The organism is Nostoc sp., from assembly GCF_036917435.1.
Lineage (GTDB): Bacteria > Cyanobacteriota > Cyanobacteriia > Cyanobacteriales > Nostocaceae > Nostoc.
In genome coordinates this window covers 1-26,223 of sequence record NZ_JBALDM010000001.1, presented here as the reverse complement: position 1 = coordinate 26,223, position 26,223 = coordinate 1, and the positions used below count along the sequence as shown (strand labels likewise).

Sequence of the window (26,223 nt, the reverse complement as noted above, 5' to 3'; positions counted from 1 at the left end):
ATTTAAGTTTTTATATTAATGTAAATGTCACCCGACACTCCACACCCATATCACCTTGGATACTAATATTTCCTGAAAGTTGATTGGTTAAAGCATCTACTAACTGCCAGCCTAAAGAAGCAATTTTTTTGAAATTAAAATTTGCTGGTAAACCAATTCCATTATCACTAACTAGAAGTGTAACTTCATGGTCTTTATTTTGGTTTATTTCTATATAAATCGTACCATGTCTATCTGCTGGAAATGCATATTTTAAGGAATTGGATACAAGCTCATGAATAATTAAGCTACAAGGAATTGCTGTATCTAAACCGAGAAATAGCTGATCATCGATATTTATGCCCAAAGCGATCGCATCTTCGTTGACTTCATAAGCAGTAAATAAACTTGCTACCAAATCTCGAATATATTCACCAAAATTAATCTTTGCTAAATCTTGAGACTCATACAATTTTTCGTGAACGAGAGCCATTGATGCAATTCTTTGCTGGCTTTGTTTAAATATTACCAAATCGTCTTTATCTTTGATATAAGCAGATTGCAAACTTAGCAGACTAGAAATAACTTGTAAATTATTTTTTACCCGATGATAAATTTCTTTTAATAACACCTCTTTTTCTAAAAGTGATGCTTCCATTTGCTGCTCCCACTGCTTGCGATCGCGAAGCGCGGCTTGCCGTTCGCTAATATCTTCGACGACAGAAATAAAATATCTTGGCTCCCCTTTGGGTTCGCGCATTAAAGACACGGTAAGATTAACCCAAACTATGGAGGTATCTTTGTGGAAATAGCGCTTTTCCATTGAGTAAATTTGAATATTATCTGCTAGGATATCATCAATGTATTTCAGGTCAGTATTAAGATCGTCAGGATGAGTAATATCTTGAAAAGTTAGTAACTGTAGTTCTTCGGGTGTATAACCAAGAATATCGCAAAGCCTCTGATTAACTAACAACCACCTGCCATCTATTCCTACATGAGCGATGCCAACAGCAGCTTGATGGAATGTAGCACGGAATCGTTCCTCACTTTCCCGCAATGCTTCTTCTATTCGCTGGCGTTCAGTAATTTCTGCCTGTAGTGATTGATTGATTTTTGTTAACTCTGCTGTCCGTTCCTCAACTTTGTTTTCTAATTGCTCCAGCAGACTACTTAATGCTTTCTCTGCTTGTTTTCGCTCAGTGATATCTTTTTGTGTACCTGTCATTCGCACTACCTTACCATCTTCATCCCACAGTGCTTGACCTCGATCTAAAATCCATTTGTAAGTGCCATCTTTACATAAAACGCGATGCTCAGTAGTGTAAAATGGCGTTTCCTGAGCAAAGTAATCTTGAATTGCCTGTGTCACCCAGCCAAGATCATCTGGATGCAGTCGTTTCAGTCTTTCATCTAAACAATCGGAAATTTCGTTGTCTTCATAACCGAGCATTTCCTTCCACCGAGAGGAAAAGAAAATTTTATTAGTTTTAACATTCCAGTCCCAAATTCCATCATTATTGCCGCGCAAAGCTAATTGCCAGCGTTGCTCACTTTCTCTCAACACCTCCTCTGTCTGTATGCGTTCAGTAATTTCCTTTGCTAGTTGGGAGTTTGCAGCCTCTAGTTGGGCAGGACTTGGTAGAGCCAATGCCTGGGGTATTAATGGCATGAGTTCTATAGCCGTCAATACAGAGAGAAAAGCGGTGAAAGCTTTGAGTAACCCTGATAGCCAATAGGTAGGATACCAAAGCGTCCATATATCCATTAAATGGTTTGTGCCACAAGCAACAATGAATGTGCCAAACATCAAAAATACCCAACCGAAAGGCACATCTTGCCGTTTACGAACAAAATAAACTAGCATCACTGGAATTGAATAATAAGCAAGTCCAGTTAACACATCTGAGATCAAATCCAACCACAACAATCCTGGTTTCCAGAGGTAGCAATGTCCGTGAGGAATAAACTGGCTAGTAGAGAAAAAATTATTTAAAAGTCCTGTCATAATTTAGGAGTGCTATCAAAAATGACGACAATCCTAAAATTTTAACTAAATAGTGGTGATTTACTGAACTAAAATATTCCTCTTCTATCACTTTTTCCAGAGAATAATCTAGAATGCTTACAAAATAAGATTTTGAGCAAAAACTCGATTTCAGCTATGCCATTAAAAAATAAACGTTCCAATTATCGCTCTATCTATAATTAAGTTGAAAAATGGGTTCTTATTTTTATTGTTCTAAAGTGATTCAAGAGAGATAAGTAAGCCGGTGAGAATAACTCAAACTATATTAACTAATGTAAAAAATATTGAAATTAGTTCGTAGTGTTCGCGTAGCGTCTCGTAGTGAGGGCTTCAGCCCTCTCTACGAACATTCAATTATTTACGCCGACTTACTTATGATTAGTAGCATGACATGAATATGATTGCAGTCAAAATTATTCATAGTCCAGGTATTGCTTAAGGGTAGTAGCTCAGGCACTGGAACTACTGGCACTGGCTCAGGAAGTGGAACTACAGGTACTGGGTTAAGAATTCTCTTTGATTAAGTTTAAGGTTTACAGCATTCACGTTAATTTTATTTTTTCTTAATTTCGCTACCAGTAAAAACCTTTTAAAAGGGTGGTGATATAAAATATACTAAGGATAAACACAGAGAATTACTCGGTTATTCTCTGTGAATACTCATTTTTTAAAATAAAGGGGTGCATTATGGAATATCTTGCTTATTCTCACATGTTTATTGCTCAAGAAGAGGAATCTGGAAAGACCAAATATAACTCATCTAAATCTCTATTGAAGGGTGAAAAAAGTCTTAAATCTTCTGACATAGTTATTACTAAAAAACAGGTATTTGGAATCAGCCAAACTAAATTCAATTGGCGAAAACTTCTTAAGTCTTCAGCTTGGTTGGCTTTAGCTGGAGTGGGTGTATTACTTATTGCTGCTGCCCAAATTCAAATGAGTTCAGCCGCTTATGTAAAGACTAACGGTAATTGTTTACGCATCCGTACAGGCCCAGGCACTAACTACTCTTATGTAGACTGTATATCAAATGGTGCAACACTTCCAGTAATTGAAAGGTATGAAAACGGTTTTGCTAGACTTTCTTCGGGGAGATATGTTTTTGCTCGATGGGTTGGTGACAAACCTAACAATACTCCTACAACTAGACCTGGTGGCGTTGGGGGTTCAGTGATTCTTACGCCTGGTTCTAGAGGTCAGCTAGTGAAAGACCTTCAGACAGCTTTAGGTAATCTCAGAGTTGATGGAATTTATGGTCAAGAAACTGTTAACCAAGTCCGAAAATTTCAAGCAAGTAAAGGTCTACTTGTAGATGGTGTAGTCGGCCCAGAAACTAGAGTTGCTTTGGGTATTTAGAAGTTAGCTTGAAGAAGAATTCAGAAGTCAGGAATGATTTAGTAGCGGGTTTCAATCCCCCACTAAATGAAGACCGCTAAATTCAAAATTTGGTGGGGTCTTAAACCCGCTTATTCATTCGCCAATCGCACAAAATTTTTCTGAATTATGTTTTGATAATTTCAACTGAAAATCTTGTTTCTTAGGCTCTAGCGTAATTACAGCAGATTACAACTTGGTGAGGTACAGATAATCGTAGGGGCACAACATGTTGTGCCCCTACCCGTGTACTTCATTTACCCGTAATACGCTGTATCTTTACCCTTGATAGAGTTTTGCAAGGTAATTCTGTAATATTCTCCCTCCTCAATATAAGAAATTACTTTAAGAACACTTTTGACTTGAATGAGAAGTTTTTCATCTTCAGCGAGTTCCGCTAACTCGCTGAAGATGAACTTTAAGGAAAGTATCAGCAGTTACTGTAAAGATAAACATAATTAATAATTAACCTTTAAATTGTTATAAAGTTAGAATATTTAAACCTAAGAAAAGAGCCGCGATAGTTCCCGCCACAGAAATATCCCCTTGAATAATTTTTTCTAAAACTGCTTCTACAGGAATAAATACAATTTCAATCTCTTCTGTAATATCGAGTTGTTGCTCTCCAGCTTTACTTACATTTTCTGCTAAAAATAAATGTATTTGGTTAGTATCTTTACTTGGTTTATCATATAGAGTTCCAATTTTTCTAAATTCTTGGGGTATATAACCAGTCTCTTCTGCAAGTTCTCTAATTGCTGCTACTTCTGCATTCTCTTTTGTGGGGTCGAAATTCCCTGCGGGAAGTTCTAAGAAAAATTCACCTACTGCATGTCTATATTGCCGGACAAAAATAATTTCTCTATTAGCAGTGATCGGTAAAACCATCGCCACGTCAGGTTTAATACTGACAAAATAATCATCTATAATTTTGCCATTGGGCAATTCTATTTCATCTTGTCTGACCTGGCACCAGAGGTTATCCAAAACCATTTTTGATTTTAAAGTTTTCCATTTTTTTAAGTCGCTCATAAATCAAGTAAAAAATAAAATTATGTATGAAAAGTTTAGTAACTAAGCAATGGAATGTAAAAAAGTATAACAGATACATCTGATAATCTAAACTTTAAACTTACACTAGTTTTTGCTATATCATAATATACAAAACTATGCAAATAAATGTAAATTTATTTACAGTAAATAAAAGATTTCCGTTGACCATCAGTAGAGGTACAACGGCACAGACAACAAATGTATGGGTCAAAATTTCAGATGATGGTATTGAAGGTTGGGGAGAAGCATCGCCATTCGGTGTAGGTAATCATCGACAATCAACTGATACAATCAAAGATTCTCTCAACCAAATTGCACCACTGTTACAAGCATTTAGCCCCTTACAGCGACAAGAAATTGAACGAATTTTAACACAAAACCAAGTTCCTTCTGCTGCTAGCGCAGCCTTGGATATGGCAATGCACGACTGGTTGGGTAAGCGTGTAGGATTACCTTTGTGGCAAATTTGGGGACTCGATCGCAATCAAATAGTACCAACCTCAGTAACAATTGGGATCAATTCGCCTGAAGGTGCTAAGTCCAGAGCGCGAGACTGGTTACAATTTACCGATGTCCGCCTTTTTAAGGTGAAGTTAGGTAGTCCAGATGGCATAGATGCAGATAAAAAAATGCTGTTGGCAGTGCGAGAAGAAGCACCGGAAATTGAGTTATTTGTTGATGCCAACGGGGGTTGGAGTTTAGAAGATGCGATCGCAATGTGCAATTGGCTGAGTAATCTAGGTATAAAGTATGTAGAACAGCCATTGCTACGGGGTCAAGAAAAAAGTTTAGCTAAACTCAAACAACACTCTCCCCTACCCATCTTTGTCGATGAGAGTTGTTTCACAAGTTCTGATATCCCCGATTTGGCAAACTACGTAGATGGTATTAATATCAAACTGATGAAATCAGGCGGACTAACAGAGGCGATGCGAATGGTACATACGGCACGAGCATATCGGTTGCAAGTAATGTTCGGTTGCTATTCTGACAGTTCGCTAGCTAATACAGCAGCATTACAGCTAGCGCCACTAGCTGATTATCTAGATTTAGACAGTCACCTTAACTTAATTGATGACCCCTTTACGGGTGCATTGCTAAAGGAAGGGAGAGTTTTGCCAAACGATTTACCAGGTTTGGGAGTACAACACAGTGCGTCTACCACTTAATCAACGAATAGCCATCTTATTACATGAAGGAACTACTGGAACCCACGGCAAAACAGGACTCGCAATTTTACGTTACAGCGAGTCACCAATCGTAGCCGTAATCGATCGCGAATGTGCTGGCAAATCTCTGACAGAATTAACAGGTATCAAGCGTGATGTACCCATTGTGGCATCGGTAGCCGCAGCCCTAGAGTACAAACCAGAAGTCTTAGTAATAGGCATTGCTCCTAGTGGTGGTGCTATCCCAGATGATTACTGGCTAGAAATCAAAAATGCTCTAGAAGCTGGAATGTCGTTGGTGAACGGCTTACACACACCAATGGCAAGCATCCCGGAGTTAAATGCACTACTCAAACCAGGGCAATTAATTTGGGATGTCCGCAAAGAGCCGCCTAATATAAGTGTTGCTAGTGGAATGGCACGCACCCTCCCTTGTCGGCGAGTTTTGACGGTGGGTACTGACATGGCGATCGGTAAAATGTCAACTAGTTTAGAGTTACATTGGGCATCAAAACTACGAGGCTGGCGTTCTAAATTTCTCGCCACAGGCCAAACTGGGGTGATGCTGGAAGGTGATGGTGTGGCTTTAGATGCCGTGCGAGTGGACTTTGCTGCTGGTGCTGTGGAACAGATAATCATGCGCTATGGCAAAAACTACGACATCCTACACATTGAAGGACAAGGTTCGCTGCTACACCCTGGTTCAACGGCAACCCTACCTCTGATTCGTGGTTCCCAACCAACTCAACTGGTATTAGTCCATCGGGCGGGACAAGTTCATGTCCGCAATCATCCCCATGTTTTAATTCCACCTTTATCAGAGGTAATTCGGCTTTATGAAAGTGTTGCTAGTGCTGGTGGTGCTTTTGGAAGTGTTTCTGTAGTGGGTATAGCACTTAATACTGCACATTTAGATGAATCTGCGGCTGAGGAAAGCATCGCTCAAGTAACAGCAGAAACCGGGCTACCTTGCACCGATGTAGTCCGTTTTGATGCCAATATCCTTTTGGATGCGGTGATGAAAAATTAGTTCTAATCCTACGAAGAGGTAATTTTCTCTAAACTCATCAGCTTTTTTTGTCAAGTTCTATTGACAGTTTGTTACAAACTTGTTATATTTAGTTACATAAATAAACAAAAGAAGACAAAAAAATATGTACACCACTGTAAACGAAGACGGTATCCTCAATAACTACGCAGCTGAACCCAAGTTACACTACGCCGAGTACCCAGCAATTTGGGAACAACGTAAATACGTTTTACAAGGTCTTTTTGCAACTTTAATTGTCACAACTTTAGTTTTGGTTGGTTTTAGCGTTAGCTAAGATTTTTCCATTGCCGTATTGCTGTATCTCATTGTCATTCTCACTTCTCTCTTAAGCCTCGGTTAGTTTCGCCGGGGTTTTTTGTGTTTTACCCCTGTGCGTTGGCAATGCCTGCCGTAGGCATCGCTCGTATCCCCAAAGGCGACATTGTAAAATAACTGCGATCGCACATAAAATAAAGACAAATTAATAAAACGGGGTGTTATATGGCAACCCAACTCGGTGAAGCTAAATGTTCAACAGAACTGATAATATCTTGGGAAGCGTTGCCCGCAGATTTTCAGTTAGAGGATGAACCAGTGGAAAATACAGGTCAGCCACTGTTGGCTGGTGCTTTGCGCGAAAGCCTTGAGATAAGTGGTTTCATCCAACCCCAGATGTTAATCGCCTCAAATTTTGGACTTTGTGCGACGATAAACGATCAGTTTGTAGCGAAAGCACCTGACTGGGTTTATGTTCCAGCAGTAAATGAAGTTTTAGCAGAACGCAAAAGTTACACACCTAATTTAGAAGGTGAGATTCCGGCAGTGGTGATGGAATTTCTATCTGACACTGACGGTACAGAGTACTCTTTTAAGCGAATCTATCCACCAGGAAAATGGTTTTTTTACGAGCAGATTCTTCAAGTACCAATTTACGTGATTTTTGACCATAATGGCGGGTTGTTAGAATATTACCAACTCGAAAACAGGCGCTACGAGTTACAACAGCCTGACGAAAATGGTCGCCATTGGATTGATTCAATGGGCTTATTCTTAGGAACTTGGCAAGGAACAAAAGAAGCCAGAACTGGTTACTGGTTGCGCTGGTGGGATGAGGCAGGTAATTTGTTACCTTGGGCAGTAGAACAAATTGCACAAGAACGTCAACGCGCCGAACAAGAACGTCAGCAAAAAGAACGGCTAATTGCCTATTTACAATCTCAAGGGATCGATCCAAATAATTTGCCAGATAGCTGAGTTACTTACAGGACTTACGCAAAAAAGTTCTGAAGTAGCGGTAATTCATGAATTACCGCTACGACAAATCAGGTTTTTGAGACAATTTTGTGTAAGTCCTAACTTAGTTTAAGCAAAAATTACGTGCTAAGTGCGATCGCTTTATCTGTCTTTTGCTATTTCTTTATAAAAGTAAGAAAAAACACTTTTCTGCATAAGTACGCCTAAGTATGAAACGAATTATGAAAGAGTGGGGTATTATGCAGAAATTCAAGTATATCTAAAAAGCTACTCACAGAGAAAAAAGCAAGAAAAGAAAAAATAACGTTTTTGATGAATCAAAAAATCGAATTATTCGTCACTTAAACTATCAATTCCCTACTTGTTTTTACTGGAGGATGATTTATGTCATCACAACTGTTGCGATTGATATCTTTGGGCAGTATTGGCTTATCTTTGTGTCTGAGTAATTCTGTAGCAATGGCGCAATATGATTCTACTGGCGATGGTGGTGGTGGTGTAGTAGTACCAACAGTGCCATCAGGTGGAGGTGGGTCATCAGTTCCAATAGACAGATCAACAGGTACACCCCCTTCATCCTCAGTTGGCAGTATAACTCCGTTTACCTGCCAGACTTACAACGGTCAGTCTACCGTTATGTATCAGCCACAAAGTCAACCAGGACAATTTTTTCCTTGGGCAGCACCTGCGACTTTAGGCGGTGGTTGGGACGCACAAAAGCGTTGTGCAGCAATTGCCAGTCGTTTAGAACTTTATCGTCCAGATGGTTTACAAGAACTCCAGACATCTGTAGAAAATAACGAAAATATTGTCTGCGTCACAACTGAAGCTAACCCAAGCTGTAGAATTGTGCTGACAGTACCGCGTGGTAAAGATCCTGTTGTAATCCGCAATAGCATTTTTCAAAACTTGACTACTGCTGATAACGGACAGCAAACTATCGCTGTTAACACTTATGGCGATCGCAGTAGTGGAGGAAGCGAATTATATAATTTAGGACGCACACTTCTAGGCAGTGGCAATAATCGAGTTAGTTCATATAGAGGTGGCATTAATCTCAAACCTTTCCTCGATCGCAAAGATGGTGGAACTGCAAATAAACTCCGCAATGGAGTGGCAATTGGTCGTCAGTCTCAACCTAACTCTCTTCGCTTAAATCCTCGCAATTTCCGGTAGGGTAATAAGAAGTTAAAATCAGCCTCTGGTTTAGTTATATCAACCAGAGGCTATTTTAAAGCTTTTATTGAAAGCAGCGAGAAACTCCATCGCCTTGTGGGTGGAGAGGGATAGCCGCCCCGCCACTTGGGGCATTGGGCATTAGAGGCTCTTGCCCATGCCCCATGCCCCATTCCCCATGCCCAAAAACTCCATCCCCTTGTGGGTGGAGTTTTTCATTTTCTCACGATGTCCCGCCAGGATTACAATGCACTTGCTGTAGGGCGGACAATGATTTCATTCACATCAACATCATCCGGTTGAGATACGGCATATAATACGGCTCTAGCGATCGCATCAGCAGTCAATGCGGTTTTGCGGAGTTCTTTCAAAAAGCCTTTTGCTGGTTCATCTGTGATATCAGAGCCGAGTTCAGTTTCAACCACGCCAGGGGATATTATTGTAACGCGAATATTTTTCGATTCTTGACGCAATCCATCGGATATAGCCCAAACAGCATATTTTGTCGCGGAATAGACTGCGCTGGTAGGGCCTACCATGTGCGCGGCGATAGATGCGGTATTGATAAACTGTCCACCACCTTGTGCTTCCATGATGGGTAAACCAGCAGCAATACCATTTAAAACGCCGTGGATGTTCACGTTAATCATGCTGTCCCACTCCTCAACTTTCAGGGCATTCATCGGCGATAGGGGCATCACGCCTGCATTGTTAAAGATGACATCGACACGACCAAATTTCTCTTTAGCGAAGTGAATGAACGCTTTCATATCCTCACGATTCGCAACATCTACGGCTTTGAATTCTGCTGTGCCGCCTTCATTATGGATATCTTCAACAATCTTTTCTAGCTTTTCTGTGCGCCGTGCCCCTAAAACCACCTTTGCACCATTTTTGGCGAGTAACTTAGCGGCGGCTTCACCGATACCGCTACTAGCTCCAGTGATGACAATGACTTTATTTTCTACGTTTAACATGGTTAATTTTTTCCTCTGTTGAGGTTAAATTTGAACTTTGGATGTGTTCATCCTATGAGTAAGGGCAAAGGTTTGGAATACACAGACCTCGTGCTTTATTGCCTAATTCTCCAAATCGATGTTCTACAATGTCCACAAAAGAATGATTAAATTAATCCAAGAACATTGTGACGATCAAAATTATCAACCCAGTCATAAACCAAAGTGCGATCGCTCATCAATGTCAAGAATTGGCCGCACTAGTCACTCGTCACACCGATGGCAAAGGGAACGGTTTTCATAAAACAGCTATTGAGCAGCTGGAATTTCAGCGAGAATCTTCTGTTTACACTGCACTACAGGGTGTTTGCGAACCTATCCTCGCCATCCTTGTCCAGGGCAAAAAGGAAGCCTTGCTGGGTGATGAAACCTATTGTTATGGCGCGGCTCAATATCTGGTCGTCTCGGTTGATTTGCCATTGAGTGCGTTTATCGTTGAAGCAACCCCAGAGCAACCGTATTTAGGATTCAAGCTGAATCTAGATCCACGTCAACTCTGCGATCTTATTACTGCTCAAACTAGTGTGATTGAGGGTAAGAAGAACTCTGTCAGAGGCTTATTTGTCAGCACTCTCGATATACCATTGCTCGATTGCGCTCTCAGACTGACACGACTTTTGGATATACCACAGCATATTCCGATTCTTGCACCACTGATTATCCGCGAAATCTATTATCGCCTTTTAATGGGTGAACAGGGCGAAGCTGTCCGCCAGATTGCGACATCCGGCAGCAACATGCAACGCATCGCCGAGGTGATAAAACTCATCAAGGCTGATTTTACAAAGCCGATGCGGGTTGAGCAGCTAGCTGGGCAGGCAAATATGTCTCCTTCATCTTTCCATCATCACTTCAAGTTAGTGACATCAATGAGTCCGCTTCAATATCAAAAGCAATTAAGACTATTAGAAGCACGTCGCCTGATGCTTGCCGAAAACTCCGATGCGGTTAATGCTGCCTATCAGGTAGGTTATGAAAGCCAATCACAGTTCAGCCGTGAATATTCCCGGATGTTCGGTGCGCCGCCGATGAGAGATATTGAACGTTTACGCACAGCCTAAGAGACGCGATAAATCGCCGTCTCTACAAGTGTTTTGGTCTTATCTGAACTGTATTGATAGCAACGCTATGAGCGATAGTGAGTCATCGAGCGTCTTGATTCTGAATTCTTCTTCATCAGCTTTGCATTGGCACAATTACTTACTTCACAAATCTTCATCAAAATTCTATTCCGATATATCGTGATATGTTCCGATATATCGTATAGTAGAGAAAGTTGATTAGAGATTGATTTATGTTTAGACATTTTCGTTCACGGTTTGGAACACCTGCATGGGCAGGAGTTAGCGAAGAAGATTCATTGCTTGTCAGGTCTTGGTTTAGCCATGATAAGCATCATGGTAGAGAGCATGGCAAACACTTTGGTAATGAAATGTTTGGTCGTGGTTGGGGAGATGAACATCGCACTCGTCGGGGTGACATCAAGTTCATCCTGCTCGAATTGTTATCCGAGCATCCTAGTCATGGTTACGACCTGATTAAAGAAATGGAAACTCGTTATGGTGGTTTCCGTCGCCTCAGTCCTGGCTCTGTGTATCCAACACTCCAATTGCTGGAGGAAGGGGGTTATCTCAAGAGCGCACAAGAAGGTGGCAAGCGGATCTATACGATTACCGATGAGGGTAGACAATTATTAGCAGAACGTTCCCAACAAGAGACTTCAGATTCTCCTTGGGATAGCGTCAAAAGTTTTGTGAAAGGTAAGCCCCAAGAGTTTATGGAGTTGCGGAATGCTGCAACAGAATTAGCTGCTGCTGTGGTGCAGGTTGCTCGTAGTGGCAATATGGAGCGGATAAATCGGGTTCGTGAGCTTTTAGAGCAAGTTAAACGGGAAATTTACGCGATTTTGGCAGAAAAATAAGTAGAGAGGTACATTTTTGCCTCTCTACTCTCAAGATTCTCAGATTTTGCGCTTACAGGTTAGAAGCGATCGCACTTAAATCTGGCTCAACAAGTGAATTAAGCAATGTCCACAACTGCAAATCAGTAAAATCTGGAATTGCCATAAATGCGCCGACTTCCTGCAAAACTAGCGGATCGTGAGTAGAAGCGATGCCAATAGTGCGGATATCTGCGCCCACAGCCGCCCGAATACCAGAGGGAGAGTCCTCTAATGCGATCGCTTCCTCTGCTGAAATCTCGAACTTATTCAGGGCGGCTAGGTAGGGTGCAGGGTCAGGTTTCCCTGCAATACAATCATCCGCTAAAACAACTGTATGGAAAGCTTCTTTTATTCCCAATACTTCTAGCATAAATTCTGCATTTAATCTAGGGGCATTAGTTACTAATGCCCGCTTTAACTGATGTGTCTCTGTCCATGCTAGTAGCTCAGAAAATCCATCCAATGGTTTAAGATTTGAGGCGAGTTTGCGGAAAAGCGCCTCTTTTTCGTCTGCAAATTTCTGCCCTCCTGCGGTTGATAATTGTGGCAAAATATCCTTAACAATTTCTGGATTTAAGCGTCCACTAATTCGGGATTTATAGAATGTTTCGTCAATTTCGATGCTGTAATTTGACAGCATTTCCTGCCAAGCTCGGTAGTGTATGGGGTCAGTGTTGACAATAGTGCCGTCTAGGTCAAAGAGAATTGCAGCCAGCATGATTTTTTGGTAAAATGTAAATAATTGTAAACTTAATCTACATAGTTTACATTGTTTTTTTGTCCTTAGCGATCGTTCTACGTTAAGACAGGGGAATACTTACACTGTGACAGAAGTTTACCTAGCTTTAAGATAAGGAACTTAAGCCCCTTGTCAATTATTGATAACCTTCTATCGAAGCAAATGCTAACCGCTACAAACTTTTTTCACGTTGATGATTTACTGGTGCAGATTTACAACTCTGAAGTCGAAATGGCCCAGGATGTTGCCGAAATCGCCCAAAAGCATTTACAGCAAGTTCTCAAGCAACAAGATACAGCTGCTGTATTGTTAGCGACAGGTAACTCCCAACTCAAATTCCTTGATGCTTTGATTGCATTGGGTGGTGTAGATTGGTCACAGATTATTCTGTTCCATCTAGATGAATATTTGGGAATTAGTGCCGATCATTCTGCGAGTTTCCGGCGCTATATGCGAGAACGTGTAGAGACGCGGGTTGCTCCTAAAGAGTTTCACTATATAGAAGGTGATACATTGCAACCAGTGGCAGAGTGCGATCGCTACACAAAATTATTGCAAGCACAACCAATAGACTTATGCTGTCTGGGTATTGGCGAAAATGGACATTTAGCTTTTAACGATCCAACAGTAGCAAATTTTCAAGATTCTTATAGTGTGAAACTAGTTAAGCTGGATGCAGCGAACCGTCAGCAACAAGTAAGCACAGGTCACTTTCCGAATTTAGAAACTGTCCCACAGTATGCTTTTACTGTCACTATCTCAGCAATTTGTTCAGCTAAAAAAATTATCTGTCTGGCTCCAGAAAAACGTAAAGCGAATGTGGTAAAACAAATGTTGCAAGGAGCTATAACTACAGACTGTCCGGCTTCTATTCTTCGTCAACAATCCCAAGCAACGTTATTTTTGGATGTCAATTCTGCTAGTTTGCTGTCGTTAAGACGCACTGATACTAATTCTGTATGAAGGTGCGCCTAGCTATATGAGGAACGAACCGCAAAGGACGCAAAGGACACAAAGAAAGAAATAAAGAAACCAAGGAAATTTGGCGCAGCTTCACAAAAAAATGGTATGAGGAGTGGGGAAATAATTATTTTAATCCTAATCCTTAATCTCCAATGCCCAATTCCAGACATTAGGTGAAGATAAGATATAATCCTAGCAAACACGTACTGTTGGCACTATTGAATGCTGCCATCAACAGAAAGTGAATCCCCCTCCCAGCAACAATCCCAAAAAAACCCAAGACCTTTTCTTAGTATGCGGACTCCAAAGTTTAGGGCAACATTGTGTTGCAGTCCTAAAGGAGTATGATGTTAGAGTCAACGCCATTGACGATGTACCGCCTGAAAATTGCGAAGTCCCAGAAGTACCAAGCTTATTAGAAAAGTTAATCGTAGGAGACTGCCGCCAACCAAGTGTTTTAGAGCAGGCAGGTATAAGGCAATGTCGTTCAATACTTTTAGTCACAAGAAATGAGCGGATAAATATAGAAGCTGCCTTTGCAGCACGGCGACTTAATCCGCACGTTCGGCTGATTGTACGTTCTGACAAACAAAATTTCAATAAACTTTTGTCTGAAAATTTAGGCAATTTTGTTGCCTTTGAGCCTACCCATCTCTCTGCTCATGCCTATGCTTTAGCATCTCTCGGATCTGAAGCTATAGGGTATTTCACCTTGGAAGGGCAATTATTACAAGTAATCAAGCACCAAGTACAAGCGAAAGATAGCTGGTGCAATGGCAAGCCAGTACATAGACTGAATCTCACAACTCGCCGTATCTTGACTCACACAACAGTTTCATCCGATCCACTCAGAGAATTGTTTGAATGGAACCCTGAAGCAGAAGTGCAAGTAGGAGACACGCTCGTTTACATTGATGTTGCATACGAACTAGCTTTATCTGAGGAACATACAAATAAATCTTACCGCCAAAATTGGCGGTGGCAAGAGTTTATCCAAGGCATCACAGCGAAGAATTTTAAGCAGAAAATAGTACAACTTTGGCAATCTTACTACCAAAGCCAAAATCAAATTCGGCGAATTGCGACAATCTATGCAATTACTGTAATCATCTTGTGGTTGGTTGCAATAGTTTTTTACCGTTTGTATTATCCTGACATCAACCTGCAAGAAGCTTTCTATGCAACAGCAGTGTTGCTCTTGGGAGGATATGGAGATTTATTCGGCGGCGTTAAGTTTAAATCGCAACCAGAACCCTCAGTCGATATGCCTTGGTGGTTGCGGTTGTTCAGTCTGGGACTCACGTTAACAGGTCAAGCTTTCGTGGGAGTATTATATGCACTGGTGACTGATGCTCTTGTCACTTCCAGATTTCAGTTTTTCGGTTCTCGCCCTCCCATACCGCAACGCAACCATGTAGTGATTATTGGTTTAAATCGTTTGGGACAGAAAGTGGCCGCTCTTTTGCAAGAACTCAATCAGCCGTTAGTGGGAATCAATGATACCACTCTCGACCAAGATACTTTACCAGATATGCCCCTGATTATTGGCAATACTGCCGAAGCACTGACTAAGGCGAATCTCTCCCATGCTAAAAGCATCGTTTTACTGGGGGACGATAATATGGAAAATCTGGAAATTGGTTTGATGGCTCATGCAATGAACCCCTCCACTAGCTTGATTATCCGCTCTCAAGATCGTCATTTTAGTGATAGTATAGCTCCTCTGTTTCCCTATGCCCAAGTTCTATGTGGCGCAGCTTTGTCGGCAGAAGTTTTTGCTTGTGCTGCCTTTGGGGAAAATGTTTTGAGCTTGTTTCACTTGAGTGAGCAAATAGTCATGGTGACGGAATACAAGATTGAAGAAGGAGATACTCTCAATGGGTTACTTCTATCTGAAATAGCATCTGGCTACAGTGTTGTGCCGATTCTCTACCATAAATATCGGCGAGATAATTACTCATTGATGCCTTGGTATGATGTTAAGCTTTATGCTGGCGATCGCTTGATTGTTTTGGCCACAAGCACTAGTTTGCAGCGAATTGAATGGGGTGAAATGCTGCCTCGCCAATGGAGCGTGCAGATTGAAAAAGCTCTAACTACAAATGCTATTATCTATGGCGCTGAAGAAATCGTCTTGATTACAGGATGTAGTTTGGCTTCTGCTAGGCAATGGATGAATAATTTGCCTGGAGTGTTGCCAATACCACTTTATAAACATCAAGCTCAACGTCTTGTGCGGGCGCTAACAAAAATCCAAGTTTTAGCAAATGCAATCTTCGTTGAGCAAGGCAGTAGCTCGACTTGATTGATGAGTCTTTCACGTAGTTTATGTTGGAAAAATTGAAAGCATTTAAAGCTCCGATAACACATGAATATTCGTCATATTCAAACTAATTCATAATCAGTAATTACTTCTTCATGATTAAGAAGCTACGGACTATATATACCGCGTGTTAGCGAAAGACAAGTAAGAATTATTATTGATAATATTCACTTGTATTCTCACTTTTAATTACTTATTATGAATTAATTTTTGTTTGTCATTCCTTTGTAAGATAACAGCTAGTTTTTTCTTAGACTTCTCCCAGAGGGGTAGAACCACTTCTGTCGCAGGAATTAATTTGTTTGTATACAGGCTTCTACCCAGTTAGGTGTCAGCATTAGCATCTTCTTAAGTGTGCATCAAGTATTTTATCACACTCTCTATACTGATATGTAATTTCTGCCTTTAGGCTTTTGCTCCCCTTTTCTCTAACTCATGAAAAAATGGGCGAACTGGGAGTATTAAGTTTTAATTTCAGAAAAATCTTAAGAATTCTTAATATACTACTTTAACTCGATTGAGTTAAAGTAGTATTGCTCAGGCTAAAATAGTCAATTCACAAAAACACTAAAAAATCAAGTATTTTTCGCTACATTTTTAGAGATTATACTACTCCAGTCTAGCTTACTTATCTGGTTTAATCTATGCAAGAATAAACAACTATATATAGTTAATACGGTTTGTCTATCGAAATAGTGATATATTGGCAGATAGAGATTTTATATGTTGAAAGTTTAATACGTAAGTTTGATATAAAAAAGGAGATTTTTATGGAATAAAACTTTTGTGATAGATTATCTAAAAATCGTTTTTCTGAATCTAATATTGATACGAGAATATGAAGTATAAGCAACTTGGGAAGAGTGACTTAAAAGTTTCTGAAATTTGTCTGGGCACTATGACTTATGGACAGCAAAATACTATTGCAGAAGCCCACGAGCAGCTAGATTATTCTATTGCTCAAGGAGTAAACTTTATTGATGCTGCGGAGATGTACCCAGTTCCAACAAGTGCAGAAACTTATGGATTAACTGAAACTTACATTGGGGAATGGTTAAAGCATCAACAAAGAGATCAACTTATTATAGCTACTAAAATTGCCGGCCCTGGTCGCGGCTTTAAATGGTTGCGTGGTGGAGCTAAAGCAATTGACCGTGATAATATCAAACAAGCTATAGATGATAGTTTAAAAAGATTACAGACAGACTATATCGATCTGTATCAAATTCACTGGCCCGATCGTTACGTACCAAGATTTGGACAAACGGTATTCGATCCAACTCAGGTGGGAGCAACCGTTCCTGTCACTGAACAGTTAGCAGTTTTTGCTGACGTAATTAAAGCAGGAAAAATTCGCTATATCGGTTTGAGTAATGAAACACCTTGGGGAGTTGCCCAGTTTAGTAATGCTGCTAAACAATTAGGATTGCCCAAAGTTGTCTCGATTCAAAATGCTTACAATTTGCTAAATCGAGTATTTGATGGAGCATTAGCAGAAGCAGTTTATTACGAAGAAATTGGATTGCTAGCTTATAGTCCTTTGGCATTTGGTTTATTGACTGGTAAATATCTAAATGGCAAACCAGAAAAGGCAAGATTTAGTTTGTTTGAAAATTTTGGTCAACGCTACTTAAAACCAAAAGTCAGTGAAGCAGTAGCAGCTTACATAGATATTGCCAAGCGCCATCAACTAAGTCCAGTACATCTGGCTTTGGCATTCGTGCGGAGTCGTTGGTTTGTGCCTAGCACAATTATTGGTGCTACGACACTAGAACAACTTAAAGAGAATCTAGAAAGTGTAAATGTAGTTCTCAATAAAGACATTTTGGAAGAGTTGGATATAGTTCACGCTCAGTCTCCAAACCCAGCACCATAATAGTTAAGTAGGTAAAATATGACTTTTACAGCAATATCGGTTGATCAGAGTACTATTCGTCGTCGAGGTACTGGTTTAAAGGCTTACAATCCCGAAAAAGCATTCAAAGGATATACACTTTTCACACCCTTGACAGGTAAAGGTGAAGTCTATCTTTTGAACTTAGAAGGAGAAGTAGTACACCAGTGGAATCTGCCATATCCACCAGGGTTATATGGTTATCTCTTGCCTAATGGCAACCTTTTTTATAACGGTAAAACTCCACCAGAAGAACCACTACGTTTTGCATTGTGGGCTGCGTTCAAAAGTGGTGTTGTTTTAGAGGCAGATTCCAAAGGAAATATTATTTGGGAATATAAGCATCCAGATCATCATCATGATGGACGCAGATTAGCCAATGGCAACACAATTTTACTCGCTATTGAAAAGATACCTAAGTCGTTAGTTCCTCGCATCAAAGGCGGTGTACCAGGTACAGAACCAGATGGGAATATATATGCTGATGTGCTTTATGAAGTAACACCAGGAGGGGAAATTGTTTGGACTTGGCACGCTCACGAACACCTCGATCCAGATATATTTACCATTACACCCCAGGATCATCGACACGAATGGACTCATGGAAATACTGTGGGTGAACTCGCTGATGGCAACATTATAGTGAGCTTTCGTAATATCTCCACAGTAGTGATTATCGATCGCAAAACCGGAGAAATTATTTGGACGTTGGGCGATGACGTGCTAGCACAGCAGCACTTTCCCAACGAACTAGCTAACGGTAATATCTTGATTTTCGACAATGGCGCACATCGTCGTAACATTGCTCTCAATTTCTCCCGTGTAATTGAGGTAAACCGTCAAACGAAAGAGATAGTTTGGGAATATACAGACAACCCGCCTCAAAACTTCTTTAGTGCATACATATCAGGAGCGCAACGTTTAGCGAATGGCAATACCTTGATTACAGAAGGTGCTTATGGCCGGATATTCGAGGTGACAGTTGCAGGAGAGATTGTTTGGGAATACATCAACCCCTACTTTGCATCTCGGAATATTCCAGGTGAAAAATCGCTGGTAACTCGTGGAGAGCAAAATACAGTCTTCCGCGCCTTTCGTTATGCACCTGAAGAGATACCTTGGCTTTAGAAGAAAAGGGGCAAGGGGAGATGAGGGAGATGGGGGAGATGAGGGGGCAAGAAGAATAACTATGCCCAATACTTCGACTTACTTCGGCTTCTGTACGAGAGGCTACGCGTTAAGCGAAGCTATGCCGTAGGCTTTACGCTCAGTACAAGTCGCTCAGTACAAGTGCCCAATTCCCAATATCTTATTTAGCAGTCAAATTTAAAAGTTTGGTTAGTGTTGAGAATTTTTTACACTATGTTCGCTTCAAAAAGGATTTTGTGACACTAACAATTTAAGATTTGGGATTTTGGATCAAAATTCAATTCCCAATGCCGATTAACAAGTCCTATTTACCGAGGAACTTAAACATGGCCCATATCAAAGTATATAGTGCGGTTGTTTGTCCTTATGCTCACCGTACCCGTCTAGTACTCCAAGAGAAGGGTATTGACTTCGATTTGATTGAGATTGATTTACAGAATAAGCCTGAAGGTTTTACCAAAGTTTCCCCTTATGGTAAAGTACCTGCACTAACTCATGGCGATAACCGAGTTTGGGAATCAGCAGTAATTAACGAGTATCTCGATGAGGTATTTCCCAATCCACCACTGTTACCCAGCAATCCTGCTGCTAGGGCGCAGGCTCGTATCTGGATCGATTTTGCTAATACTAGGTTCGTTCCCGCTTTTTCTACGCTGTTGCGGAGTTCAGATCCTCAAAAACAAGAAGAAGCTAAACAGGAACTATCCAAACACCTGGAATTTATTGAAAACGAAGGTTTGGCAAAGCTATCTGGGGAAGGCCCTTACTGGTTTGGCGAATCTATTAGTCTAGTTGATTTTACTTATTTTCCTTGGTTTGAGCGCTGGGCTGCACTGAAGCAATATCGTGGCTTTGGGATACCAGAGCAATTTACCCGTGTACGTCAGTGGAAACATGCTTTGAAAGAGCGTGAATCTGTGAAAGCGATCGCTAACTCTAAGGAATTTTACATCGATCGATATGCTAAATTTGCTGCGCCTACTCTCGCTGCCGTTTAAAGTTTCAAGTGGGGTTTAAATTCTCACTTGAACATAGAATTAAACACTCAATACGGTTCGGGTAATGTTTTTTGATGGAAATTATAGATCGTAAAGACACGATAAACCATCACAAAGACGCGATAAATCGCCGTCTCTACAAAAGACTGATTATTGTAGAAACGGCGATTCATCGCGTCTCTAGCCTTAACCGAATAGTGTTGATTAAACTCTTTAAAATTATGAATTACCAATTACGATTTTCCCAAAGTGAGCCGCACTTTTGAGATAGTGATAAGCTTCTCGTGTCTCTGTGAAAGGGAAAATTCGATCAATAATTGGTTTGATTTGATGCTGTTGCATCGCCTGATTCATTGCCTCAAACATTTCTCGACTGCCAACATAAATGCCCTGAACTGTTAAACTCTTAAAAAGTATTGGCATGGGGTCAATTTCACTTCCTCTGCCTGATAATACACCAATCAAACTAATCCGTCCCCCAATGCGGACTGCTTGTAATGATTTTGGCAGAGTCCCTGCACCGCCAACTTCAATTACATGATCTACACCTGTGCGATTAGTTAATTGATAAACTTGCTTTTCCCAATCTGGTGTTATTTTGTAGTTAATTGTTTCATCAGCACCAAGCTGTTTAGCTCGTGCTAATTTCTCATCACTACTGGAAGTAATAATCGCTCTAACGCCATGTATTTTGGCAAACTGGAGAGCAAAAATCGAAACTCCCCCAGTACCGAGTAATAAAACACTATCACCTGCGCCAATATTGCCTTTTGTTACCAGTCCATGCCAAGCTGTGACTGCTGCACAGGGTAAGGTTGCCCCTTCAATGTAGGATAGATAGTCTGGTAATATCACCAAACCATCTTGGTGTAATACGACATACTCAGCCAGCATTCCATCGATACCGCCTCCGAGATCGGATTTCATTTTTTCTTTGGTTAAAGATGCATAAATCCAGTCTTGGAAGAAAATGCCAGCGACGCGATCGCCTATTTTCACTCGTGTCACACCTTCCCCCACCGCCACGACTTCCCCCGCACCGTCAGATAGGGGAGTTAACGGATATTTCTGTCCACCGCCGTAAGCACCCTCAGCGACGAGTAAATCGCGGTAATTTAAGGATGTTGCTTTGACTTGAATCAGAACTTGTCCCGCAGTTGGTTTTGGTTCAGGGCGATCGACTAATGCGAGGGCATCAATCCCACCGTTGCTTTGAATTTCGTAAGCTTTCATTGTGTTAAGTAAGAGCGACGTAATTAAGGTTTAGATCCCCGACTTCTTAAAGAAGTCGGGGATCTTGTTGTTCACAAATGATTTAGGATTGCAAAAAAGCAGTGGTTAAATGTTATGTAAAACCACTGCTTTTTATTTTAATAGATAAATAGTATCTACCCTAAATTGATGTTATTTCTCCTTATGAGCTTGGTTGCTGATCGGGAAACATACATTTATCAGAATCACAACCACTAGGGCCAGCCTCTGACATTTCGCCTAAATCATAGCGGCTTAATACTGCACAGAAATCATCTGTTTTCCGCCGTGCTTTTACCTCTTGATTCAAGCGATCGTAAGTTGGTTTGTCTATTGGTTCAAATGGCAAACGTGGGAATGATTGCAGGTCATCAAAACGGGCTAAAAGGGCTGCTGAAATATATCCTTCATCATTCTGGATAGTTTCGTAAATCTTCTGTCCCAAAGGTTCGATTTCATCAGAACGGAGTTCCAAAGTAGCTGATGTGTTATGAGTTACATACCAGCGTTGAACCTGGAGGACAAAATCAAATTGGGCTAAGACTGAAAACTTAGAAACATCAATTTTATCAGCCTCTGGTAAATCAGCCCAAGTTACAGAAACAGGAATTTCTACTAACCATTCACTCACCCGTGAATCAAAGGGATCGTTGAGCAAATTCCCTTGTTGATCTTTGTCTGATTGAGAGGGAATGACATTGTAGCCGTAGTCAATACAAGCTAAGGCTACTGGGTCATTTTTGCCGAAAGTGATGCGGCGAATAAATCTTTGAGCTTTGGGAGGGTGCCATCCTGAGCTAGCATTAGTTAACAAAGCCTTAGTACCACTGGGTTGGACTGTGGTACACCGATTTGGACGTTTGAGATTGTGGCGATCGCAATAATCCCAAACTACACGATGTACAATATCTTTCCAAGAACTGAGATATTTTTCTTCCTCACGCTTGAAAGCCAATCCCTGTGCAGTAGCCGGTCTTCCGGCTTCCCACCAGCGCAGCCAATCAACACCAAAAGCATGAACAAAGAAATCAAATAAACCTGTAAAAGAAACTCCTACAATCGGATCTAATTCACGGCTGTATTGATAGCGTGGTTCCAGGAATTTGTGATTTAAAAGTGCTGCTACAGATAATGCCCCAGCAGTGAAAGCTTCTTCTTGTTCTTTGTAGTTATGTGGATCGATTTGATTAAGGTGAACCTCAGACAAATTGCAGTGGAAGTTACTACCAATGATTTCCAAATTTGTTACCCTAGAGGCTTTTTATCCTCTAGTTCTACTGCTTAATTATTCGCAGTAGCTCCGCGTACCTTTTGCAGATGTGACTTCAGATAATAAAAGTCTTTTTCACATCTGCCCCCGCACTCTTGGAGAGATTATATTCTAGACACCAATTTCTGATGTAATCTAGTTTCACTCTCTACGCTGTACGGTATCAAAGGCTTTTTAGTTCCTTTGATTACCACGGGATTAGCATTTCAGCTTTCCCCGTTTTTGCGAGGTTTTTAACGTGAGGCAAAATCACTTACCACACGGATTTAAAGCATATCGCTGTAAACGATGTTCTAGCTCATTAGCATCAAGATTTGAATAACGTTCTTCTAACCACTGTTTTGCTGTTCCTTGTTCATAAGCTTGCAAAAACTCAACTTTCAAAGCTTGTGTTGGCAATAAATCAATGTTCGATCGCGCAACGGCTTCACCAGCCCATTGAATTGCTCCCTCACCACTGTAATATTGTTTGCGGACAGCATTCAGACATTCTTCTAAAGTTGGCTTGCGGTGAAAAACTCTAGTATGATTTGCCATCCTGAGTGCATCACGTTCTGGGTCGATTCGCCAGTTGCCACTTTCATCTTGCTGCCATAAGTTATCTTTGGCATCGGCAAACAAACTATCTTCGCTAGAACCTTGCCTCATGCCAGCTGATCGGCGAATATTTCCGGCAACAATTGTGACAGCAGCTTGATCGATTAATAGACAAGATTCAACTGAATTTAATTGTCGTCCTAAAGCTTTATTGAGAATCGATGCACAACGCTGATAAAGTCCCGGCAATTTTACAGGATTAGCAACTCCTCCAAAGCCGTTGAGAGTTTCTCCCGCTTTCCTGACATCGCTGATATCGACTAATACCTCAACTTCTGCTGAAAATTGTTCATCAGTGGAGAGTTCCAACAGGGCTTGATATGATTCAACCCAACCTTCACGGCTATCTCCTACGTGAATAGTGACATTATTTCCTTCTATATGAGTTTCAGTATATTCACGTCGCTGTTGCACAGGAGTGCTGCCAATTTCACCTTGGACACTGATATTCAGTTGATTACGAATGGGGGGCAACTGGTTAATAAATTGTGGCTCTAGGACGGCTCCAGTACCACAGCCCATCATTGCCAGATCCATCATTAATCCGAAGGCACTCCAGTCTTGGAGATTGGTGGAGGTGCAATTATAAGCGCCGGAAAAGTTCTTGGGCTTGGTTATCCAGTCTGTGCCACCAACCCACAGCCAGCGTCCACTGGGCATAGCTTTCAAGTTGCGCTGCATCTTATCCAGTACGGCAGCTTCTTCTTGAGTAAGCTTTCCCAACTCGACTAAGCCAAGGAGAGTGCGATCGCATACCTCATCCCATGTTTCCCTTAGTCCCGCCTTTGTCCGGCGGCTATAGGTTCTAAAAAATACGGGATTGGCAGCCGGTGCTGTTTCGGGAAACTTTGCACTCTGACGTTTTCTTTCTAACTCTCGAACCATATATTAAGTGTCTTGCGTTCTGGTTGCGTGCGGACAGATTATGACTATACGCCAAGTAGTTTTAGTATTAAAGATTGTCAAATTGTCCACTTTACGCTAGCTATAGACCGTACTATTTCCAACATAAATTTATGATGTATAATGCCTCTCACCCTTGGGTAAAATTTCAATATTGAGTTTTAATAGGCACAGATTAACTAGAACTTACGCATTGAATAAAAGACCAAGTATAGATGATTGGAAAAACCAGATCCATCGTAGGGGCAATTAATGAATTGCTCCTACGACGCGGATCTATTGTAAGTAGTGAGACATAATTGAAAAGAATTTTAGCATTATGAAATGATGCTCACCTAAAATTAAAACCCCTAGCGAATAGCTGAATTATACAGCGATTCACTAGGAGTTTCGACTATTGGGAAACTAGCAAAAGTCTAAATTGAATAAGACACTGGGAAAGACTTAGCATCCTTTGGCTTCACATATACGCGCTGTTTCGGTTCTAACTCTAAATCATTAAAGCGATCGCGTGTTAAATGCGCCATCACCACTTGCCCATCATCGAAAGTTAATTCTACCTGAATTTCCCAACCCAAATGTATCAATCGGCTCACTGTTGCAGGTGTAGTAGCACCGTTAGCAACCTTTTCAAAAATCACATCTTGCGGACGCAAAAACACTTGTGGATGTGGTGCATCAAATCCGCTACTTTGAAAAATCCTTGAGGTGCTGGGTAATACATTTACCGGGCCGATGAAGCTCATCACAAATGCCGTGGCCGGATCATCATAAATTTCCGATGGTGTACCCACCTGTTCCACACGCCCTTTATTCATCACCACAACTTCATCGGAGACTTCCATCGCTTCCTCTTGGTCGTGGGTGACGAAAACCGTGGTAACATGAACCTCATCATGAAGGCGGCGTAACCATGCCCGTAAATCTTTACGGACTTTAGCATCAAGTGCGCCAAAGGGTTCATCTAGGAGTAATACTTCAGGTTCTACAGCCAATGCCCTGGCTAATGCTACCCGTTGTCTTTGACCACCAGAAAGTTGTGATGGATAGCGATCGCCTAATCCAGTCAATTGCACTAATTCTAGTAATTGTTCGACCTTTCCCTTAATCTTCTTTGGCTGTGCCTTCCGAATTTCTAAGCCAAAAGCAATATTTTGCCTCACGGTCAAATGCTTAAATAGAGCATAGTGCTGAAACACAAACCCAATGTTTCGCTGTTGCACACTTTGGTATGTAGCGTCCTTACCAGTAAGTAGAATTTTACCGCTATCTGGCATTTCTAAACCTGAAATTAACCGTAATAGCGTAGATTTACCCGATCCTGATGGCCCTAGCAAAGCAACTAGCGAACCACTCTTAATTTCCAGGCTAACTTCATCAACTGCCTTGAAACTACCGAATTGTTTGGAGACGTTCTCAACTACTATGCCCACTGCTCCTGTACCTCCGCAACTAAATCTACATATCCTTGGTAGGATTACTGTGTCTTACATATACCATATATAATTATTTATAGATGAACAAGATTTAGCTACCACAACTGCCGCAATCGAGGAAGCTACAATCAGCACCACTGCAATCTAAAGAACCACAATCGGGAGTGATGCTAACCATTTCGGCACAATTGCAGCCCAAATCGGCACAATCAAAACATTCAGTATTGTTGCTGCCAATAAATGAGGGGTTTTGACCAACTTTACCAGATGCTTTTTGTGGTTGCTGGGTTTCTGCTTCTTTCTCCGTGGATTCTTCTGAATTCTCGATTTGCATAGATACATAGCGGCAAGCTGCTGCGCGTTTACGCAAAATATGGTTAGCTTGTTTACAAGCTTGAAATCGCTCACGAGAATTAACAAATGCTACTTTTAAACCTTCCTTAGCAATTACCCGCTTGAAGTACCCAGAGCAAGATTCGCCGCCATATAGTACTCTGTGGGCACAAGCAAAACCTTTGTGTGGAGAAATGTGCTTTTGATTTCTGCAAGCCGCACACTCGTGACTTTTAGTCATGAGTTAGGGGCTCCATATTTCCATATTTTTTCTTGCTATGGTCATGTGCATGGTAAGATAAGGTATGGAAGTAAAGCACGGTAGAGGATACGTTTATGCGATTG

Annotated in this window: 20 protein-coding genes and 2 pseudogenes; 13 read left to right on the top strand and 9 right to left on the bottom strand. The window is 41.1% G+C overall.

Features of this window, described 5'->3' with window-relative positions; translation table 11 throughout:
* Positions 1–10: 10 nt before the first annotated feature.
* Complete coding sequence (locus V7K98_RS00110; RefSeq protein WP_335018396.1) at positions 11–1,987, bottom strand: PAS domain-containing sensor histidine kinase; 1,977 nt, start codon at positions 1,985–1,987, stop codon at positions 11–13.
* A gap of 708 nt (positions 1,988–2,695) precedes the next feature.
* On the opposite strand from V7K98_RS00110, the gene V7K98_RS00105 reads away from it, so the two are divergent.
* Complete coding sequence (locus tag V7K98_RS00105) at positions 2,696–3,364, top strand: peptidoglycan-binding protein (protein ID WP_335018394.1); 669 nt, start codon at positions 2,696–2,698, stop codon at positions 3,362–3,364.
* 498 nt (positions 3,365–3,862) lie between these two features.
* Here V7K98_RS00105 and V7K98_RS00100 read toward each other — a convergent pair whose 3' ends face one another.
* A complete protein-coding gene (locus V7K98_RS00100) occupies positions 3,863–4,414 on the bottom strand; it encodes an NUDIX hydrolase (protein WP_335018392.1) in 552 nt (183 codons plus the stop codon).
* Positions 4,415–4,551: 137 nt separating this feature from the next.
* On the opposite strand from V7K98_RS00100, the gene V7K98_RS00095 reads away from it, so the two are divergent.
* From V7K98_RS00095 to V7K98_RS00075, 5 genes are all read left to right on the top strand, one after another.
* Entirely contained in the window at positions 4,552–5,604 is a 1,053-nt protein-coding gene (locus V7K98_RS00095) for a dipeptide epimerase (protein ID WP_335018390.1), read from the top strand.
* Positions 5,588–6,634 (top strand): DUF1611 domain-containing protein, encoded by a 1,047-nt coding sequence (locus V7K98_RS00090; protein ID WP_335018388.1) that lies wholly within the window; start codon positions 5,588–5,590, stop codon positions 6,632–6,634. The genes V7K98_RS00095 and V7K98_RS00090 overlap by 17 nt, the downstream gene beginning before the upstream one ends.
* 124 nt (positions 6,635–6,758) lie before the next feature.
* On the top strand, positions 6,759–6,929 hold the full coding sequence (gene psb34 / locus V7K98_RS00085) for a photosystem II assembly protein Psb34 (RefSeq protein ID WP_335018386.1): 171 nt from the start codon (positions 6,759–6,761) through the stop codon (positions 6,927–6,929).
* 206 nt (positions 6,930–7,135) lie between these two features.
* Positions 7,136–7,888, top strand: a complete 753-nt coding sequence (locus V7K98_RS00080; protein ID WP_335018384.1) for a Uma2 family endonuclease — start codon at positions 7,136–7,138, stop codon at positions 7,886–7,888.
* Between the two features lie 384 nt (positions 7,889–8,272).
* On the top strand, positions 8,273–9,064 hold the full coding sequence (locus V7K98_RS00075) for a COP23 domain-containing protein (RefSeq protein ID WP_335018382.1): 792 nt from the start codon (positions 8,273–8,275) through the stop codon (positions 9,062–9,064).
* 242 nt (positions 9,065–9,306) lie between these two features.
* On the opposite strand, the gene V7K98_RS00070 is transcribed toward V7K98_RS00075, so the two are convergent.
* A complete protein-coding gene (locus V7K98_RS00070) occupies positions 9,307–10,041 on the bottom strand; it encodes an SDR family oxidoreductase (protein WP_335018380.1) in 735 nt (244 codons plus the stop codon).
* A gap of 164 nt (positions 10,042–10,205) precedes the next feature.
* On the opposite strand from V7K98_RS00070, the gene V7K98_RS00065 reads away from it, so the two are divergent.
* Together V7K98_RS00065 and V7K98_RS00060 are read left to right on the top strand one after the other, a co-directional pair.
* Positions 10,206–11,141, top strand: a complete 936-nt coding sequence (locus V7K98_RS00065; protein ID WP_335018841.1) for an AraC family transcriptional regulator — start codon at positions 10,206–10,208, stop codon at positions 11,139–11,141.
* Between the two features lie 233 nt (positions 11,142–11,374).
* Positions 11,375–12,001, top strand: a complete 627-nt coding sequence (locus V7K98_RS00060; RefSeq protein WP_335018378.1) for a PadR family transcriptional regulator — start codon at positions 11,375–11,377, stop codon at positions 11,999–12,001.
* A 52-nt stretch (positions 12,002–12,053) separates the two neighbouring features.
* On the opposite strand, the gene V7K98_RS00055 is transcribed toward V7K98_RS00060, so the two are convergent.
* Positions 12,054–12,740, bottom strand: a complete 687-nt coding sequence (locus tag V7K98_RS00055) for an HAD family hydrolase (protein ID WP_335018376.1) — start codon at positions 12,738–12,740, stop codon at positions 12,054–12,056.
* A 183-nt stretch (positions 12,741–12,923) separates the two neighbouring features.
* On the opposite strand from V7K98_RS00055, the gene V7K98_RS00050 reads away from it, so the two are divergent.
* From V7K98_RS00050 to V7K98_RS00030, 5 genes are all read left to right on the top strand, one after another.
* The gene (locus V7K98_RS00050) at positions 12,924–13,724 is read left to right on the top strand and encodes a glucosamine-6-phosphate deaminase (protein ID WP_335018839.1); all 801 of its coding nucleotides are present in this window, start codon (positions 12,924–12,926) and stop codon (positions 13,722–13,724) included.
* Positions 13,725–13,965: 241 nt separating this feature from the next.
* The gene (locus V7K98_RS00045; RefSeq protein ID WP_335018374.1) at positions 13,966–16,029 is read left to right on the top strand and encodes a potassium channel family protein; all 2,064 of its coding nucleotides are present in this window, start codon (positions 13,966–13,968) and stop codon (positions 16,027–16,029) included.
* Positions 16,030–16,885: 856 nt separating this feature from the next.
* Complete coding sequence (locus V7K98_RS00040; RefSeq protein WP_335018372.1) at positions 16,886–17,923, top strand: NADP(H)-dependent aldo-keto reductase; 1,038 nt, start codon at positions 16,886–16,888, stop codon at positions 17,921–17,923.
* A gap of 18 nt (positions 17,924–17,941) precedes the next feature.
* The gene (locus V7K98_RS00035) at positions 17,942–19,069 is read left to right on the top strand and encodes an aryl-sulfate sulfotransferase (protein WP_335018370.1); all 1,128 of its coding nucleotides are present in this window, start codon (positions 17,942–17,944) and stop codon (positions 19,067–19,069) included.
* Positions 19,070–19,416: 347 nt separating this feature from the next.
* Positions 19,417–20,088: a glutathione S-transferase family protein gene (locus V7K98_RS00030; protein WP_335018368.1), complete on the top strand. Its 672-nt coding sequence runs from the start codon at positions 19,417–19,419 to the stop codon at positions 20,086–20,088.
* 219 nt (positions 20,089–20,307) lie between these two features.
* On the opposite strand, the gene V7K98_RS00025 is transcribed toward V7K98_RS00030, so the two are convergent.
* The 5 genes and pseudogenes from V7K98_RS00025 to yidD form a co-directional block, all read right to left on the bottom strand.
* Complete coding sequence (locus tag V7K98_RS00025; protein ID WP_335018366.1) at positions 20,308–21,321, bottom strand: zinc-dependent alcohol dehydrogenase family protein; 1,014 nt, start codon at positions 21,319–21,321, stop codon at positions 20,308–20,310.
* Positions 21,322–21,502: 181 nt separating this feature from the next.
* Positions 21,503–22,576, bottom strand: a pseudogene (gene nrdJ / locus V7K98_RS00020) (ribonucleoside-triphosphate reductase, adenosylcobalamin-dependent); the annotation flags it as partial.
* A gap of 285 nt (positions 22,577–22,861) precedes the next feature.
* Positions 22,862–24,091: pseudogene (gene nrdJ / locus V7K98_RS00015) on the bottom strand (ribonucleoside-triphosphate reductase, adenosylcobalamin-dependent); the annotation flags it as partial.
* A gap of 434 nt (positions 24,092–24,525) precedes the next feature.
* Positions 24,526–25,542, bottom strand: a complete 1,017-nt coding sequence (locus tag V7K98_RS00010) for a sulfate/molybdate ABC transporter ATP-binding protein (RefSeq protein WP_335018364.1) — start codon at positions 25,540–25,542, stop codon at positions 24,526–24,528.
* Positions 25,543–25,636: 94 nt separating this feature from the next.
* Positions 25,637–26,119, bottom strand: coding sequence for a membrane protein insertion efficiency factor YidD (gene yidD, locus V7K98_RS00005; RefSeq protein WP_335018362.1), 483 nt, complete (start codon positions 26,117–26,119; stop codon positions 25,637–25,639).
* Between the last annotated feature and the right edge of the window lie 104 nt (positions 26,120–26,223).